Raw genomic sequence first — 15,491 nt, forward strand, 5'->3', positions numbered from 1 at the left:
CCCTCGCCTTGGCGTACCATGTTTGGAAATTGTCGCCTGATGGTAAGCCCTGAGACAGCGTTTGTCGAGCAGCCCGGCTGCGGGATTCTAAGTACGGCTGGAGCCGACACTCTGCTGCAATAGCCGCAGGATGGTTCTGCCGGCGTCTTCGATTGCGCCGCTATTATCGACGGTCGTCACGTCGAAGTCCCCGACGACCGTCAGGGAACTGCGTTCCAGCCGTCGGAGAATATCTTCCCGGCTTTCCCGTCCGCGCTGCTCCAGCCGCCTTGCCAGCACGTCCGGCTGTGCGACGATGTTCACGACCTTGAGACGGGAAAAGGCGGTGCCGAAATGGGGCAGGGCGGAACGTGACCCGTTGGCGATGACCACGTCTCCCGCGTCGAGATGATGATAGACGGCAGCTGGAATGCCGTATTTCAACCCATGTGCCTCCCAGGAAACCGCGAAGGCGCCTGCATCTTTCAGGCGATTGAATTCGTGCATCGAAACGGCATCGTGATTTTCACCGCCCGCGTCGCCGCTGCGGGTAATGACGCGACGCGTGAAGTGGAAACCCGGCCGGCCGGAAAGCTGGGTCGCCGCATAATCCATCAGCGTGTCCTTGCCGGCCCCGCTCGGCCCGACAACCACGATCATCGTACCGGGCGATTGTTCGCGCCGGTTATCCTGCCCATCGTCGGTCATGCCACGCGCTTGCCCTGACGCCAGACGGAACGGGCGACCGGCACGCCATCCTCGCGGTGAACCCGGACCAGATCGGCCCGCAATCCCGTCGCAATACGACCGCGATCAAGTAGGCCAACCGTCCGGGCGGGCGTGGCGGTGACCATGCGCAGCGCTTCCGGCAGGGTGATGGCTTCCACCTGGTCGGCAAGCAGGAACGGTGCGAAGAGCAGGCTGAACGGCACGTAGTCGGAAGAAAGAACATCCAGCACGCCGATCTCGGCGAGATCGCGGGCGGCGATATTGCCGGAATGGGACTTGCCGCGAACGATGTTCGGCGCACCCATCAGTACGCTCATGCCGGCGCTGTGTGAGGCTTTTGCGGCTTCGACGCTGGTCGGGAATTCCGCCAGCTTCACGCCGTGGCCGATCGCTTCGCCTACATGTGCTTCGGTGGCGTCGTCATGGCTCGCAACGGTGATGCCGCGTTCGGCGCAGCGGGCGGCCAGATAATCGCGGTGCTTGGTGGAATATTCCGCTGACGCGGCCTGCCGGCGCCGCACGAATTCGGCGAAGGCCTCGTCGCTCAATCCGCGCTTCTTCTGATAATAGAAGATATACTGATCCATGGACTGGAACTGGCGCTGACCCGGGGAGTGGTCCATCAGCGAAATCAGCCGTACGCGCGGATCCGTTTCGAAGTCTTCGAAATGGTCCAGCACATCGGCGGACGCCACTTCGCAGCGCAGATGCAGCAGGTGGTCCGCGCGCAGGCGGTTCTGATCCGCTGCCGCCTCGATGGCGTCAGCCATCTCCCGCATTTCGCCCTTCTCGAAGCCGCCATCCTCATCCGAACCAAGCCGCAGGCAGTCGAACACGGTGGTGATGCCGGAGGCGGCCACCTGCGCGTCATGCGCCTGAATGGCGGCAATCTTGTCCCAGATCACGCCGGGACGCGGCGAATAATGCTGTTCCAGATGGTCGGTATGCAGTTCCACCAGACCGGGGATCAGAAAGTCACCTTCAAGGTCTTCGCCGGTTTTGGAAGCGCCCTCGCTGATATCGGCAATCTTGCCGTCACGGATCAGGACGGATCCCAGAATAATATCGTCTTCCAGAACGATACGGGCATTGGAAAGGGCGTGCTCGGTCATGGGTTCGCATCTTTCTTTGGTGGCTGGCCAAGGGGGTGCCAGCTATGAACGGTAAAGGGTGCGCCGCGCATTTCTTCAATGAACAAGGCGAGGCCGGAAATGGTGAGAGGCTTGTCAACGAATTCGGAAAATCGCGCCGAAAGCACCTCTTGCATGGCGGGCTGTTCGGTTTCATCGATGCGGCCGGTCAGCGTCATGTGAAAACGGAAATCGTCCATGACATGCGGATAACCCCAGAGCGACAGATTTTGCCGCTGGCTTTCCGTCAGCATCTGTGGCCGCCGACGGGCAATATCGGTCTCCGAGAGGGGTGCACGAAACCGGTCGAAATGGTCGACGATCTCGGCGGCAAAATCCTGCAGCGGCTGATAGATGCGGTCGGGAACCAGTGCGTAAAAAGGCCCTAGCGCACCAACAACGACGCGCGGAATTTCGAAGGCGGACTGGCTGGCTGCGAAATCTTCGAAGGCCGAGAGCAGCTCCGCTTCGCTGTATTTTTCGGCAAGTTCGAAAGGAGCCTTCAGCGTCGCGTGGAAACCGTAACGGCGAGGCTCCTCCGTCAGGTCGGCATAGTCGTCGTGGTCGTCATGCAATGTGCCGGAAAATGCATTGCGGCCCAGCCATCGTGACGCTGCCTCGGTCAACGGATGATCTTTAGCCGGAGAAAAATAGATGGCGTAGCGCACGGCAAGCACTCTTCAGTGTCATGGGAAACCAGGGATGAGAAGCTATTTGGCGTGACTCGCCCGCTTCCCGCAAGGTCAGGAGTGCGAGGTAATCGGTTTCCGTGACAGAATGATGATGCGGAGGAAAAAAAGAGCATTCGAAATGCGGCAAATCTTCAGAACATGCCGAGGACTCAGAAGGACATGATGAGGCGGTGCGGCTGGCAGAAATAAGGACTGCGCGAGTGTCCTGATGGGATGACGACCGTCGTTGCGACTTTCGTCATCCCATCCCATCAAAGCTCAGTGCTGTGTTTTTCCGATCAGGCGCGAACGCAGTGAATTGGAGATATGGTCGAACAGGAAAACGACCAGGAGGATAAGCAGAACCATATAGGCGACCTTGTCCCAGTCGGCATTGGTGCCCATCGCTTCCAGTAGTTTAAGACCAATGCCGCCCGCACCCACCGCACCGATGATGGTGGCGGAGCGCGTGTTGCTTTCCCAGAAATAAAGCGATTGCGAAATGAAGACCGGCAGAACCTGCGGCAGCACACCGAAACGATTGACGGCAATCGGGGATGCGCCGACCGATTTGACGCCCTCGCGCTGCTTGTCATCGACATTCTCCAGCGCCTCAGCATAGACCTTGCCCAACGCTCCTGTATCGGTGAAGAAAATCGCGGCAATGCCGGGGATCGGTCCGGGGCCGAAACTACGAGTGAAGAACAGCGCCCAGATCAGCATGTCGATCGAGCGAAGGAAGTCGAACAGGCGCTTCATGCCCCAGTTGGCGGCCTTGTTGGCGGTGATGTTGCGTGCGGCGATAAAGGCGAGCGGCAGGGCGACGACTGTGCCGAACAGGGTGCCGACGAAGGCCATGACCAGCGTCTGCATCAGCTTGGAAAGAATATCGGCATGTTGCCAGACGCTGTTGTCGAGGAAATCATCGACCATGTGGCCGATATTGGAGCGCTCGGGATCGAGCCTCTCTCCCCACAGGGCGAGAGCGGCGAGTTCGCCATAACCCTTGCCCCAGAATTCCGATTTGGTGTCGAACAGGAAGTTCGCCCATCCGAGGAAGCGGCGCTGCACATAGACCTGGCTGGCGCGGATTTCCGCCTGACCAGCAAAGCCGTAATGCACGAGGACCTTCTTGCCGTCCTGCTGGATTTCGTCGGGCAGGCCCTGTGGTGCGACCGCTGCATCGTCGTTGATGACAACAGGGTAGCTCTTGCCGTCGACATAAACATCCACCCGTGTCGGCGTCACGTCGAGGCGGTTGTCCGAGCCCGCATAAACGACGCTATAGCCGCCATCCGGCAAAGGCTGCAGCCAGTCGATCTTTGCATTTGTCGGATATTGACCGCGGCTCGACCATTGCGGCTGAACCTTGCCGTCTTCGAAACGAAGGCGTGGCTGCGCGCGCCAGGAGTACCAGTCCTGAATATAGCTCGAGGCGCGATCCCAGCGGCCCTGCATGAAAGCCGGACCGACATTGAAAAAGAAAAAACAGCCGATGAGATAGACGGTGACGGCGAGAAGGCCGACGAGCAGACCATATCGCTGAATGAAACTGCGGTTGAACACTTGCGGATGTGCAGCCGTCAGTCTTTCGCGGTCGGCGGTGTTGAGAATGAAGCTGGACGACATCAGGCCGCTCCCCGTCCGAATTCAAAGGATTGTTGGCCGATCAGCCTACGGCGCAGCCAGCTGGAGAACTGGTCGACGGCGATGATGGTGATCAGCAGGAGGATGATGATGGCATAGGTCTTCGACGCATGGTCGTTTCCGATCGACAGCCGGAAGACCTCACCGATGCCGCCGCCGCCGACCGCACCGATGATGGTGGAGGCGCGTACGTTGATTTCGGCGCGCAGCAAGGCGTAGGAAACGAAATTGGGCAGAACCTGCGGCACGATGGCGAAACGCACCCGCTCCAGCCAGTTGGCGCCGGCGGCGCGCAGACCTTCATCCGGCTTCATGTCGGCATTTTCCACCACTTCGAAGAAGAGCTTGCCTAGCGCACCGATCGTGTGGACCGAAATCGCGATGATCGCCGCGATCGGACCGATCGACAGGATGGCGGTGAGCAGCCCGGCAACGACGATTTCCGGAAAGGCGCGCAGCACTTCCATCACCCGGCGCACCACCCAGCGCACGAGGCCGGCGCCGACGAGATTGGTGGAGGCGAAGAAGCAGAGCACGAAGGCAAAACCCGTGCCGATGATTGTCGAGACCAGTGCAATATTGAGGGTGATGATCAGCTGGTAGATGAAGTGGGGGATGTAGAAACCATCGGTGATGTAAACGCGGTCCGCGACATAGTTGTATTTCAGCGAACCATCCGCATAGGGCGACGGCAGGTCGAACATCGCACGGAAGATTTCCAGCGGACTATCGGGCACGAAGGTCTTCATGAAATCGAAGAAATAGGGCAGGCGCTCGAAGAACTTGCCTGAATTGGCCGCATTGGCGAAATTCAGCGAGGCGGCTAGGATGGCGAGAAAGATCACGAGCGAAATGACGGTATAGATCCGCCGTGTCGCAAGCTGCTGTTGATAGTGGCGCATGACCGTCTGGGACGATGCGCTCAACCTCTCGGGCGAGAGGGTGCCATGGTGCAGTGTGGTCGCCATGCCGCTTTTCCTTTATTGGCAAAAGCGGCGGTGCCGCTGGGCACCGCCGCTTCCGGATATGATCTGAGGATCAGCCGCCGATAACGGACTTACGGGCGTCGATGATCGTCTGGTAGAAGGACGGGTCGACCTTGATGTAGGCGGTGTTCTTGCCCTGGGTGAAACCCTGGAAGCAGGCGAGGTCCTTCTTCGGCAGTTCCATGAAGAAGTTTTCGACCTTCTGCTTCATCGCGTCGCCGAGCTTGTTGGTGACCATGAGCGGGCCGTTCGGGATCAGCGGCGACTTCCAGACTTCGACGATATCGTCCATGTCGAGGTTGCCCTTCTTGACCATCTGGTAGAGGTTGCCGGCCGTGTAGCCTTCTTCCCACTTGCCGACGCCCGAACCGAAGGTGGTGCCGACGTCGAACTTCTTGTCGAGAACGGCGAGAACGAGGTTCTCATGGCCGCCGCCGAAACCGGTTTCGGAGAAGTATTCCTTGACCGGAACGCCGGTTTCCTTCGGAATAGCCACGTTCGGAACGAGGAAGCCGGAGGTGGAGTCAGGGTCGGCGAAGCCGATCTTCTTGCCCTTGGCGTCTGCCAGCGTCTTGATGCCGCTGTCCTTGCGGGCAACCATGATCGTGTAATAACCGGTCGAACCGTCAGCGCCAGCCGTGGTCAGGATCGGGTCGACGGCCTTCGGATCGGCCAGAGCGATCTTGGCGTAGGAGGAAGCGCCCATGGAGGCGATGTCGATGGTGCCGCCGAGCAGACCCTGGATGACACCGTTATAGTCCGGCGACGGGAAAACCTGAACTTCGGAAACGCCGGTTGCAGCCTTGAGGCCATCGGCAACGCACTTGGTGTTGCGGATCTGGTCGGCTTCGTTTTCGGAACCGTCGAGACCGATGCGCAGAACCTTGACGTCCTGAGCCATGGCGGAACCGGCCAGAACGCCAAGGGCGACTGCCGAAAGAAGGACTTTCTTCAACATGGACTTTCTCCTGTTTCCCGGCAAGCCGGAGTTTGTTGTGAAGTATTCGGCCCTTGACGCGGGCGCAAACGATGCTGAGCGGTTCCTCAGAGCCCGGCGAGAGCGAGCGGTTCGGGGCCGGCAGATTGCTGCACCGGACGCGCGGCAAGCTGCGCGCCGGGAATGTTGATGCTGGTCGAGGTCATGGTCTCGTCGATGCCGGAGCCTTGAGAATCGGTTCCGTAAATCTCTGTAACGGCCGCAGCCGTCAGTTCGGCGGGCGTTCCGTCGAAGACGACGCGGCCCTGAGACATGCCGATGATGCGTTCGCAATAATTGCGCGCCGTATCCAGCGTATGCAGGTTGGTGATGACGGTGATGCCTTCGCGCTCATTGATGTCACGCAGCGCGTCCATCACGATCTTGGCGTTCAGCGGATCGAGCGAAGCAATCGGCTCATCGGCCAGCACCATCTTCGGAGACTGCATCAGCGCACGTGCAATGGCGACACGCTGCTGCTGGCCGCCGGAAAGCGTGCCCGCCGCCTGCATGGCCACATGTTCGATGCCCAGTCGCTCCAGCGCGGCGATCGCCATCAGCCGCTCTTCATGGGTGAAGATGTTGAAAAGGCTGAGCGCCGTCGAACGGTGATTGAGGCGGCCGAGCATGACATTGGTCAGCACGTCAAGGCGCGGCACCAGATTGAACTGCTGGAAGATCATGGCGCAGTCGCGCTGCCAGTTGCGGAGCGCCGCGCCCCTCAACGCCGAAACTTCCGTGTCGTTGAAATGAATGGAACCCGAGGAGGGGTCAACGAGGCGGTTGATCATGCGCAGCAGCGTCGATTTTCCCGCACCCGAGCGTCCGATCACGCCGACCATCTGACCTTGCGGTATCTCGACATCAACGGAATCGACCGCAGTGTGCTTGCCGAAACGGCGCGTGACTTGCTTCAGGTGAAAGCTCATTTCCCCGTCCAATCTTCTTTTGACGGGGTTCGACGTAACAGCGGCGCGTGAAGTGGGGATGTCAGTTTGATGAATAAAATATTACAGATTTCCCCGGGCTTGGCGTCCACCTGTTCGCCGACGAAGCTCTCGATAGGCATGTCAGGGCGTTGAAATTCGCCGGCATTTTAGAGTGTATCGACAAAAATCCCGGGGTTTCGCCCCGGGATTTGCACTTGCCTTGCCAGAGGTGAGATTTCACCCACCATATTTTGCAACGAAATCCTTGGCATCCAGGTTGCGGAAATCGTCGAGAGCGACGCGCAATGTTCCGTGATCCCAATCCCACCACTTCAGATCATCCATTTGCCGGCCCAGCTCCGTCGGGAAGCGTTCCCGGATCAGCCGTGCGGGTACGCCGCCGACAATGGTATAGGGCGCAACGTCTTTCGAGACGACCGCACCCGCCCCGATCACCGCGCCGTTCCCAACTGTGACGCCGGGCAGGATCGTTGCGCCATGGCCGATCCAGACATCGTGGCCGATCACCACGCGTTTGGCGCGGCGGGCGGCAAAGAAGTCCGTTTCATCCTCGGCGTCGTCCCAATAGCTGTGAGCGCGATAGGTGAAATGATGCAGCGTCGCCCGCTGCATCGGGTGATTGGTAGCGTTGATCCGGACGGAAGCGGCTATATTGACGAATTTGCCGATGGTGGCGCACCATATCGCACCATCCTGCATGACATAGGAGTAATCGCCCATCTCGACTTCCTCGATGCGGCAGCGTTCCGAGATTTCGGTGTAGCGGCCGATCGAGGAATTGGTGACGCGTGCGCTTTCGTGGATGACGGGTTCGAGACCGACTTTCACGCTCATGCTGCGGCCTTCCGGGGGGAGAATTGCGAAACGTCGAGAATTCGGTCGGCCACGGCTTCGCGCACTTCCTCATCATGGAAGATGCCGAGCAGCGCCGTGCCTTTTTCTTTTTTCTCCCGGATCATGTCCACCACAACGCGCCGGTTGGTGGTGTCGAGCGAAGCCGTCGGCTCATCGAGAAGCAGGATCGCATGATCGGTGATGAAACCGCGCGCGATGTTGACGCGCTGCTGCTCACCGCCTGAAAAGGTTGCCGGCGGCAGCGACCATAGTTCCCGCGGCAGGTTGAGCTTCGAAAGCAATGCCGCCGCCTGTTCGCGCGCATCCTCAGTGGCAACCTTGCGCGCCAGAAGCGGCTCGGCAACCACGTCGATGGCCGCGACACGCGGCACGGTGCGCAGGAACTGGCTGACATAACCGATGGTGCGGTGGCGGATATCGAGGATCTTGCGCGGGGAGGCATTGCCGATATCGACGATCTCACCCTCATGGCGGATGAGAATCTGCCCGCTGTCGATGGCGTAATTGCCATAGAGCATTTTCAGGATCGAGCTTTTGCCGATGCCCGAAGGACCGCCGAGCACGACACATTCGCCGCTGCAGACTGAGAAATTGACGTCGCGGACGACAGGCAGCTCGATGCCGTCGCGAAGATGCATGGTGAAGCTTTTGAAGACTTCCGAAACGATGAGAGGCGTCGTCATGGTGGGTTCTTTCTTCCTGCGCGTGATTTTATCCGAAAACCGGGGTCCACTTTTCGGAATCACGCGGCTAGACCTGCAAAATGGAGGAAACAAGCAGTTGCGTGTAGGGCTCGCGTGGATCGTCCAGCACGCGGTCGGTCAGGCCGTGCTCGATGACATCACCGCCCTTCATCACCATCATGCGGTGAGACAGCAGCCGCGCGACTGCGAGATCATGGGTGACGACGACAACGGCGAGACCGAGATCATTGACGAGGCCGCGGACCAGATCGAGCAGACGCGCCTGCACGGAGACATCGAGGCCACCGGTCGGCTCATCCATGAAGACGAGGCGTGGCGAGGTGACGAGGTTGCGGGCAATCTGCAGGCGCTGGCGCATCCCACCCGAGAAGGCGCGGGGCTGGTCGTCGATACGGTCGGTGCCGATTTCCACCCGCTCCAGCCATTCGCTGGCCGATTGCCTGATATTGCCGTAATGCCTGTTGCCGACAGCCATCAGTCGCTCGCCGACATTGGCGCCGGCCGAAACCGCCATGCGCAGTCCATCCGCCGGGTTCTGGTGCACGAAACCCCAGTCGGTCCGCATCAGAAAACGCCGTTCGGCCTCGCCCATATGGTAGAGATCACGCACCGAGCCGTCGCGCATGCGATATTCCACGCTGCCCGCCGTTGGCATGAGACGGGTGGAAATGCAGTTGAGAAGCGTGGTTTTGCCGGAGCCGGATTCGCCGACGATTGCCAGAACCTCGCCAGGATAAAGCTCAAAGGAGACGTTGCGGCAACCGGCGCGGTCGCCATAATACTTGGAAACGTCCCTGACTTTCAAAAGCGGTGCGTCGCTCATTCTGCGGCCTCCTTCACATCCGCCAGCAGATGGCCCTTGTGGCCATGGGCGCGGCGGTCCTCGCAATGGTCGGTATCGGAGCAGACGAACATCCGCCCGCCCTTGTCGTCCAGCACCACCTCGTCCAGATAGACATTCTCGCCACCGCACAGCGCGCAGGGCTTGTCAAAGCGCTGGATCTCGAACGGATGGTCCTCGAAATCGAGGCTGACGACGTCGGTATAGGGCGGCACGGCATAGATGCGTTTTTCGCGCCCGGCGCCGAACAGCTGCAATGCGTCCGAGAGATGCATTTTCGGATTATCGAATTTAGGGGTCGGGGATGGATCCATAACATAACGCCCGGCAACCTTCACCGGATAGGCGTAGGTGGTGGAGATGCGACCGTTGCGGGCGATGTCCTCGTAAAGCTTGACATGCATCAGGCCATATTCTTCCAGCGCGTGCATGACGCGGGTTTCGGTCTCGCGTGGCTCCAGGAAGCGCAAGGGCTCGGGAATCGGAACCTGATAGACCAGGACCTGGCCCGAATGCAGCTCCTCTTCTGGAATACGGTGCCGCGTCTGGATGATGGTCGCATCCTTCGTGCGGGTGGTGACGGCAACATTCGCCACCTTCTGGAAGAAGGCGCGAATGGAGACGGCGTTGGTGGTATCGTCGGCGCCCTGGTCGATGACCTTGAGTACATCGTCGGGACCGAGGATGGAGGCGGTCAGCTGCACGCCGCCGGTGCCCCAGCCATAGGGCATGGGCATTTCGCGGGAAGCGAAGGGGACCTGATAACCGGGAATGGCGATGGCTTTCAGGATCGCCCGGCGGATCATCCGCTTGGTCTGTTCGTCCAGATAGGCGAAGTTGTAGGCGGCCAGCCCGTCGTCAAATGAAACTTCTTTAAGCATTGCGCGTTAGCCTTGTGAAAAAAGGAGTACAAGCTCATGGAGATTGGAATTCTTGCAGCCGTGTTCTTTGCTGTCTTTGCAGCATCGACCGTCTTTTGCGCCCTTTGGTTTGGTGAGCAGGGCAGCCGCTGAGCTATTCGGCCGCATCGCCCATCCACTCCGCGCCATCGGCGTTGATCGCCTCGAAATCGGCACGCATTTTCCTGACCAGACCGAGTTCGGCCTGAAAATCTACGTAGTGCGGCAATTTCAGATGTTCGACGAAGCCTGTCGCCTGCACGTTGTCGGCATGTGAGATGACAAATTCCTCGTCCTGCGCGGGGGCGACGACATCCTCGCCGAATTCGCCCGCACGCAGCGCCCGGTCGACCAGCGACATGGCCATTGCCTTGCGCTCGCTCTGGCCAAACACCAGACCGTAACCGCGGGTGAATTGCGGCGGCACCTTAGCCGAGCCCTTGAACTGGTTCACCATCTGGCATTCGGTGACCTGGATGTCGCCGAGCGAAACGGAGAAGCCGAGTTCCGGCACGTCCAGTTCGATCTCCACCTCGCCGATGCGGATTTCGCCGACGAAGGGATGCGTGCGGCCGTAACCGCGTTGCGTCGAATAGGCGAGTGCGAGAAGGAAGCCCTCATCGCCGCGCGCCAGCGACTGCAGACGCAGGTCACGCGCCATCGGAAATTCCATCGGCTCCCGCGTCAGGTCGCCGGCAATATGATCATCAGGCATATCGCCGTCGCTTTCGATCAGCCCCTCCTCGGCCAGAATGTCGGAAACGCGCATGACATAATCAGGCTCGCCTTCCCGCTGGGTGGCGGTCTCGACGGCTTCGTCTTCCAAAAGAGTGGGGTCAAGCAGGCGATGGGTATAATCGAAGGTCGGCCCCAGCAATTGTCCGCCGGGCAAATCCTTGTAGGTTGCGGAAACGCGGCGCTGGACCGTCATGCCGGCGGTGTCCACCGGAACCGAATAACCGAAACGCGGTAGCGTGGTGCGGTAGGCGCGCAGCAGGAAGATGGCTTCGATCATGTCGCCGCGGGCCTGCTTGACGGCAAGGGCTGCAAGCGACTGATCATAAAGGGACGCTTCCGCCATTACACGGTCGACGGCGAGCGAAAGCTGCGAAACGATCTGCGCAACGGTCATCGCGGGCAGGTCGCGGTCTCCGCGCCGCTTGTCGGCCAGAAGCCGGTGGGCGTTGGCGATGGCGGTCTCTCCGCCTTTGACAGCAACATACATCCTATGCCTCCACGGGTTTGATGCGCGTCGTGCGCGGCAGGCAGACAAATCGGTCGGCGGATGTCAGGATGACGTCGACGCCGCGCGGGAAAGCGGCATTGTTTTCCGCCCACAGCCTCGGGAATATGTCCGGCAGGCCGGTGGGGCTGATGATGTTGACGTGGCGAATGCCGGGGCCAGAGAGCAGCAGTTCCCGTCCACCGTCCAGATCAGGCAACTCGACGATAAGCGTTGTGGAGCGGTCGGGATATTCCTGGCTGCCCTGGGCGAAGAGGCCGAAGGAGGCAATGGCGCTTCCCGCCTCGATGACGGCGAAATGCGCCGCGCTTTTTTCTTCCGTTGCCACTGCCCCGGTGTGAAATCCGATCCAGCCCGGCACCGCGGTTTTGCGCAGCGGGCCGCTCAGCCAGACCGGCGTATCATGGTCGCAAAGCGCCAGCAGAACCGCGCCTGTTGCAACGCCAAGCGGTAGCGGCGGGGCGACCGCCGTTTCGATGGTCTGCGGTGTGCCCGGACGGGCCATGCCGTCCATCAGCTTTTTGAAAATCCGTTGGGAATCGAAGACGGCGTCAGAAAAACCGCCGGTCAGTGCTTCGGCCTTGACGCTCATCAATCCTCTCCTCGAACCATGGTGAAGAAATCGACCCGGGTGGCGGCAGTTTCCTTGGTCGTGCGCTGTTTTTCCGCGGTCAGCCTTTTTTCGACCGGGGAAAGAAGCTCGGTCTCGATAAAGTCCCGCGTCGGGCTTTCCTGCCAGAGGGCGTCGAAAACGGCGGCATACCAGGCCTTCTTGCGGCCGGTGCCGAGAACATGGGCATGGCCGACGGTGCCGGATGCGAGCTTGATCGTTGCCCGGGTAACGGTGGTTTCGCCGAGATTAAAAGGTGCCCCGCCGCCGCCGATACGGCCCTTGACCATGACGAGGCCGATTTCCGGTCCGCGCACATTTTCCGTCTGGGGGCTGGCGTCCTGCCGGCTCCACACCGTTTCGAGTTCCAGAACGGTGGCGCGGGCAAGAAGGGCCGCCACTCGCTTTCTCTCCGCATGTATATTCGCAGCTTCGTTATTCATCGCTTGACCTCTAATGTCTATTGATATAGACAACTATACAATATAAGCTACAATTAACGTCGATGAATGACAAGCGTGTGACATGAGCCCTGCGGCAGCGATGAAAAGAAAGAACGGCGTGGCGCTCTGGCGGCAGATCGCCGACCGGATCAGAGGCGAGATCGCGGCAGGCGATCACGACGAAACCGGCATGTTGCCGCCGGAAATGGCGCTGGCTGAAAAATTCGGCGTCAACCGCCATACTGTGAGAAGCGCCATTGCCGCATTGGCCAGTGAAGGCATTCTCGAGCCAATGCAGGGGCGTGGCACGATGATCGCCCGCAAGGAGCGCCTGAGTTTTCCGATTTCACGGCGCACGCGATTTACGGAGGGCATTGGCGATCAGGTGAAGGAAATGGAGGCGCTGCTTCTGTCCCATACCACCGAGCCGGCCAATGCCGATCTGGCGGCGCGACTGCAAGTGCCATCAGGCGCGCCTCTCGTGCGCCTCGAAACGCTGCGCAAGGCGGATAACCGCCCTGTATCCCGCTCGACCACATGGTTCCCGGCCGACCGTTTTGCCGGAATAGGCGAGGCCTATCAGAAAAGCGGCTCGATCACGGCCGCTTTCCAGATGCTCGGCGTGGCGGATTACGTGCGCATTTCCACCGTCATCTCCGCCAGCCATGCGGATACGCAGGATCTGGCCGATCTCGAATTGTCGCCGGGCGCGATCCTGCTCGTCACCCAGGCGCTGAACGCCGATATGGATGGCGTGCCGGTGCAATACGCCATCAGCCGTTTTTCGGCCGATACGGTCGAATTCACGGTGGAAAATTGAGGTGAAAGCCGCGGCGGAAGCTTATTCCGTCTGCGATAGGCCCAGCACATCGAGCATCGAATAGAAGCCCGGCTTCTTGTCGAAGGCCCAGAGCGCTGCCACAATTGCCCCGCGTGCGAAGATGGAGCGGTCGCCGGCATAATGGGAAAGCTCCACGCGCTCTCCCTCTCCGGCGAAGATCACCGAATGTTCGCCAATTACGGAACCGCCGCGCAGCGTGGCGAAACCGATGGTGCCGGTCTCACGCGCGCCTGTATGCCCGTCGCGCACGCGAACGGAAGAGGCCGCGAGATCAACCTTGCGACCGGCCGCTGCTGCTTCGCCGAGCAGCAATGCAGTACCCGAAGGCGCATCCACCTTGTGCTTGTGGTGCATTTCAAGGATTTCGATATCCCAGTTCTGCGCATCCAGCGCCTGCGCCGCCTGCTGCGTCAAAACGCTGAGCAGGTTGACGCCGAGGCTCATATTGCCCGACTTGACGATGCGGGCATGGCGCGACGCCGCCTTGAATTTTTCCTCATCTTCCGATGAACAGCCCGTGGTTCCGATGACGTGCACGATGCGAGCCTGCGCGGCGAGGCCCGCAAAGGTGACGCTGGTTGCCGGAGAGGTGAAATCAATCACCCCTTCCGCATGCAGGAAGGCTTGCAAAGGATCGCTGGTGATCTCGACGCCGATCGGGCCAAGACCGGCGATCTCACCGGCGTCGCGGCCGACAAAAGCGGAGCCTTCGCGTGCGACGGCGGCATGCAGCTGAACGCCAGGGGTCTGGTGAATGAGGCGGATGAGCGCCTGTCCCATGCGGCCCGCCGCGCCGACCACCACAAGTTTCATGCCGCTGCTGCCCATGCTATCACTCACTTTTCATGTCGGGCGGATCGGAACCCGCCGGTATCGGATGTTGGATGTTTACGCAGCGACGTTAAAGACCGTCCGCCCGCTTCGCAAGCATCACATAAGAACAGCCCGAGCGATCAGGCTCTCCAGCGTCGCCCGTCCAGCGACAGGCCGAAATCGGATGGCGTTCTTGAATAGGTGGCGAGACCGGAAAGGGCGGCCTGCGGATGGGTGACGACGAAGGTCGGGATGGTCCGCATCAGCGCGCTGTGCGGCGCCTTGTCCTCGAAGGCGGCCCGGAACTCCGGGCTTTTCAGCGCCGGAACGATCTTCTGCGAAATGCCGCCGGCCAGATAGACGCCGCCCTTGGCCATGAAGATCAGCGCGAGATCGCCTGCCACCCGGCCGAGATAGGTGCTGAACAGCGAAAGTGTTTCTTTAGCCTGCGGGTTCTTGCCCGAAAGCCCGTGCGAGGTGATGTCGGCCGGATCGGAAAAGACGGGTTCGATGCCATCGGCTTTGCAGACGGCACGGTAAAGATTGACCAGCCCACGCCCGCAGAGGATCTGTTCGCCGGCGACGCGGCCTTCGATGGTTTCGATATGCGGGAAAACCGCATAGTCGCGCGCGCTTCTCGGGCCGATATCGATATGCCCGCCTTCGCCAGGCACCGGAAACCACATATGGCGGGCATAAACCAGTCCGGCAACACCAAGCCCTGTGCCTGGCCCAAGAACGACGCGCGAAGCCAGCACATCTTTTTTGCCGGAGCCGATGGCGTCGCGGTTATCGTCGTCCAGTGCTGCAATCGCGAGAGCCTGCGCTTCAAAGTCATTGATGACGATGACGTCCTTCAGGCCGAGATTGGCCAGCATGTCCTTCGGTTTGACAACCCAATGGCAGTTGGTGAGCGGAATCTCGTCACCTTCGATCGGGCCGGCAATCGCAAGAATGGTCGAGACCGGCTGAAGCGAGGTCTTGTCCAGAACCGCCTGCTGGATGGCGTCGTCGATCGTCGGATATTCCGCCGTCTTCACGGTGGTGAGGTGCACCGGTTCCGCAAAGGAATCGATCAGAATGGAAAAGCGGGCGTTGGTACCGCCGATGTCGCCAAGAAGGATCGGAAAGGACAGATATTCGGTATCGGACGTCTTCGGCATTGCCTGTTCCA

17 protein-coding genes are annotated in these 15,491 nt (G+C 60.3%); 1 reads left to right on the forward strand and 16 read right to left on the reverse strand.

Translation table 11 applies throughout. The annotated features are described in order from the left end of the window. Positions 1-87: 87 nt before the first annotated feature. The 14 genes from phnN to phnG form a co-directional block, all read right to left on the reverse strand. A complete protein-coding gene (gene phnN, locus QRN60_RS00505) occupies positions 88-687 on the reverse strand; it encodes a phosphonate metabolism protein/1,5-bisphosphokinase (PRPP-forming) PhnN (RefSeq protein ID WP_020811012.1) in 600 nt (199 codons plus the stop codon). Then, a complete protein-coding gene (locus QRN60_RS00510; RefSeq protein WP_003507308.1) occupies positions 684-1,820 on the reverse strand; it encodes an alpha-D-ribose 1-methylphosphonate 5-triphosphate diphosphatase in 1,137 nt (378 codons plus the stop codon). The genes phnN and QRN60_RS00510 overlap by 4 nt, the downstream gene beginning before the upstream one ends. Further along, positions 1,817-2,515: a DUF1045 domain-containing protein gene (locus QRN60_RS00515; RefSeq protein ID WP_165000553.1), complete on the reverse strand. Its 699-nt coding sequence runs from the start codon at positions 2,513-2,515 to the stop codon at positions 1,817-1,819. Before QRN60_RS00515 ends, QRN60_RS00510 begins: the two co-directional genes overlap by 4 nt. A 273-nt stretch (positions 2,516-2,788) precedes the next feature. Further along, complete coding sequence (gene phnE / locus QRN60_RS00520) at positions 2,789-4,138, reverse strand: phosphonate ABC transporter, permease protein PhnE (protein ID WP_129564657.1); 1,350 nt, start codon at positions 4,136-4,138, stop codon at positions 2,789-2,791. Beyond that, positions 4,138-5,124, reverse strand: coding sequence for a phosphonate ABC transporter, permease protein PhnE (phnE, locus tag QRN60_RS00525; protein ID WP_020811010.1), 987 nt, complete (start codon positions 5,122-5,124; stop codon positions 4,138-4,140). The genes phnE (QRN60_RS00520) and phnE (QRN60_RS00525) overlap by 1 nt, the downstream gene beginning before the upstream one ends. A gap of 70 nt (positions 5,125-5,194) precedes the next feature. After that, positions 5,195-6,100, reverse strand: a complete 906-nt coding sequence (gene phnD, locus QRN60_RS00530; protein ID WP_060722755.1) for a phosphonate ABC transporter substrate-binding protein — start codon at positions 6,098-6,100, stop codon at positions 5,195-5,197. 86 nt (positions 6,101-6,186) lie between these two features. Beyond that, entirely contained in the window at positions 6,187-7,047 is an 861-nt protein-coding gene (gene phnC, locus QRN60_RS00535; protein WP_060722756.1) for a phosphonate ABC transporter ATP-binding protein, read from the reverse strand. Between the two features lie 237 nt (positions 7,048-7,284). Beyond that, complete coding sequence (locus tag QRN60_RS00540) at positions 7,285-7,902, reverse strand: transferase hexapeptide repeat family protein (protein ID WP_003507319.1); 618 nt, start codon at positions 7,900-7,902, stop codon at positions 7,285-7,287. Then, positions 7,899-8,606, reverse strand: coding sequence for a phosphonate C-P lyase system protein PhnL (phnL, locus tag QRN60_RS00545; RefSeq protein WP_112356082.1), 708 nt, complete (start codon positions 8,604-8,606; stop codon positions 7,899-7,901). The genes QRN60_RS00540 and phnL overlap by 4 nt, the downstream gene beginning before the upstream one ends. Before the next feature lie 67 nt (positions 8,607-8,673). Further along, positions 8,674-9,450 carry a phosphonate C-P lyase system protein PhnK gene (gene phnK / locus QRN60_RS00550; RefSeq protein WP_003524419.1) on the reverse strand — a complete coding sequence of 259 codons (777 nt, stop codon included), beginning with the start codon at positions 9,448-9,450 and terminating at the stop codon, positions 8,674-8,676. Further along, the gene (locus QRN60_RS00555; protein WP_003507325.1) at positions 9,447-10,349 is read right to left on the reverse strand and encodes an alpha-D-ribose 1-methylphosphonate 5-phosphate C-P-lyase PhnJ; all 903 of its coding nucleotides are present in this window, start codon (positions 10,347-10,349) and stop codon (positions 9,447-9,449) included. Before QRN60_RS00555 ends, phnK begins: the two co-directional genes overlap by 4 nt. Positions 10,350-10,482: 133 nt before the next feature. Beyond that, complete coding sequence (locus QRN60_RS00560) at positions 10,483-11,592, reverse strand: carbon-phosphorus lyase complex subunit (RefSeq protein ID WP_129564656.1); 1,110 nt, start codon at positions 11,590-11,592, stop codon at positions 10,483-10,485. A 1-nt stretch (position 11,593) separates the two neighbouring features. Next, positions 11,594-12,202, reverse strand: a complete 609-nt coding sequence (phnH, locus tag QRN60_RS00565) for a phosphonate C-P lyase system protein PhnH (protein WP_162692534.1) — start codon at positions 12,200-12,202, stop codon at positions 11,594-11,596. After that, positions 12,202-12,663 (reverse strand): phosphonate C-P lyase system protein PhnG, encoded by a 462-nt coding sequence (gene phnG, locus QRN60_RS00570; protein ID WP_129564655.1) that lies wholly within the window; start codon positions 12,661-12,663, stop codon positions 12,202-12,204. Before phnG ends, phnH begins: the two co-directional genes overlap by 1 nt. 82 nt (positions 12,664-12,745) lie before the next feature. Here phnG and phnF point away from each other — a divergent pair, with 82 nt between their 5' ends. After that, on the forward strand, positions 12,746-13,483 hold the full coding sequence (phnF, locus tag QRN60_RS00575; RefSeq protein WP_003507334.1) for a phosphonate metabolism transcriptional regulator PhnF: 738 nt from the start codon (positions 12,746-12,748) through the stop codon (positions 13,481-13,483). A gap of 21 nt (positions 13,484-13,504) precedes the next feature. Here the strand turns inward: phnF and dapB are convergent, their stop codons facing one another. Next, positions 13,505-14,332, reverse strand: a complete 828-nt coding sequence (gene dapB / locus QRN60_RS00580; RefSeq protein WP_060722760.1) for a 4-hydroxy-tetrahydrodipicolinate reductase — start codon at positions 14,330-14,332, stop codon at positions 13,505-13,507. 125 nt (positions 14,333-14,457) lie between these two features. Beyond that, entirely contained in the window at positions 14,458-15,480 is a 1,023-nt protein-coding gene (locus tag QRN60_RS00585) for a glucokinase (protein WP_003507337.1), read from the reverse strand. Positions 15,481-15,491: the final 11 nt, after the last annotated feature.

It is taken from the genome of Agrobacterium sp. CFBP2214 (genome assembly GCF_030209895.1).
Classification (GTDB): Bacteria; Pseudomonadota; Alphaproteobacteria; order Rhizobiales; family Rhizobiaceae; genus Agrobacterium; species Agrobacterium radiobacter.

Excerpts from the sequence above, each read along its gene's own strand:
- phnN (WP_020811012.1), bottom strand. The coding sequence starts at position 687 with ATGACCGACGATGGGCAGGATAACCGGCGCGAACAATCGCCCGGTACG.
- QRN60_RS00510 (WP_003507308.1), bottom strand. The coding sequence starts at position 1,820 with ATGACCGAGCACGCCCTTTCCAATGCCCGTATCGTTCTGGAAGACGAT.
- phnE (WP_129564657.1), bottom strand. The coding sequence starts at position 4,138 with ATGTCGTCCAGCTTCATTCTCAACACCGCCGACCGCGAAAGACTGACG.
- phnE (WP_020811010.1), bottom strand. The coding sequence starts at position 5,124 with ATGGCGACCACACTGCACCATGGCACCCTCTCGCCCGAGAGGTTGAGC.
- phnD (WP_060722755.1), bottom strand. The coding sequence starts at position 6,100 with ATGTTGAAGAAAGTCCTTCTTTCGGCAGTCGCCCTTGGCGTTCTGGCC.
- phnC (WP_060722756.1), bottom strand. The coding sequence starts at position 7,047 with ATGAGCTTTCACCTGAAGCAAGTCACGCGCCGTTTCGGCAAGCACACT.
- QRN60_RS00540 (WP_003507319.1), bottom strand. The coding sequence starts at position 7,902 with ATGAGCGTGAAAGTCGGTCTCGAACCCGTCATCCACGAAAGCGCACGC.
- phnL (WP_112356082.1), bottom strand. The coding sequence starts at position 8,606 with ATGACGACGCCTCTCATCGTTTCGGAAGTCTTCAAAAGCTTCACCATG.
- phnK (WP_003524419.1), bottom strand. The coding sequence starts at position 9,450 with ATGAGCGACGCACCGCTTTTGAAAGTCAGGGACGTTTCCAAGTATTAT.
- QRN60_RS00555 (WP_003507325.1), bottom strand. The coding sequence starts at position 10,349 with ATGCTTAAAGAAGTTTCATTTGACGACGGGCTGGCCGCCTACAACTTC.
- QRN60_RS00560 (WP_129564656.1), bottom strand. The coding sequence starts at position 11,592 with ATGTATGTTGCTGTCAAAGGCGGAGAGACCGCCATCGCCAACGCCCAC.
- phnH (WP_162692534.1), bottom strand. The coding sequence starts at position 12,202 with ATGAGCGTCAAGGCCGAAGCACTGACCGGCGGTTTTTCTGACGCCGTC.
- phnG (WP_129564655.1), bottom strand. The coding sequence starts at position 12,663 with ATGAATAACGAAGCTGCGAATATACATGCGGAGAGAAAGCGAGTGGCG.
- phnF (WP_003507334.1), top strand. The coding sequence starts at position 12,746 with ATGAGCCCTGCGGCAGCGATGAAAAGAAAGAACGGCGTGGCGCTCTGG.
- dapB (WP_060722760.1), bottom strand. The coding sequence starts at position 14,332 with ATGGGCAGCAGCGGCATGAAACTTGTGGTGGTCGGCGCGGCGGGCCGC.
- QRN60_RS00585 (WP_003507337.1), bottom strand. The coding sequence starts at position 15,480 with ATGCCGAAGACGTCCGATACCGAATATCTGTCCTTTCCGATCCTTCTT.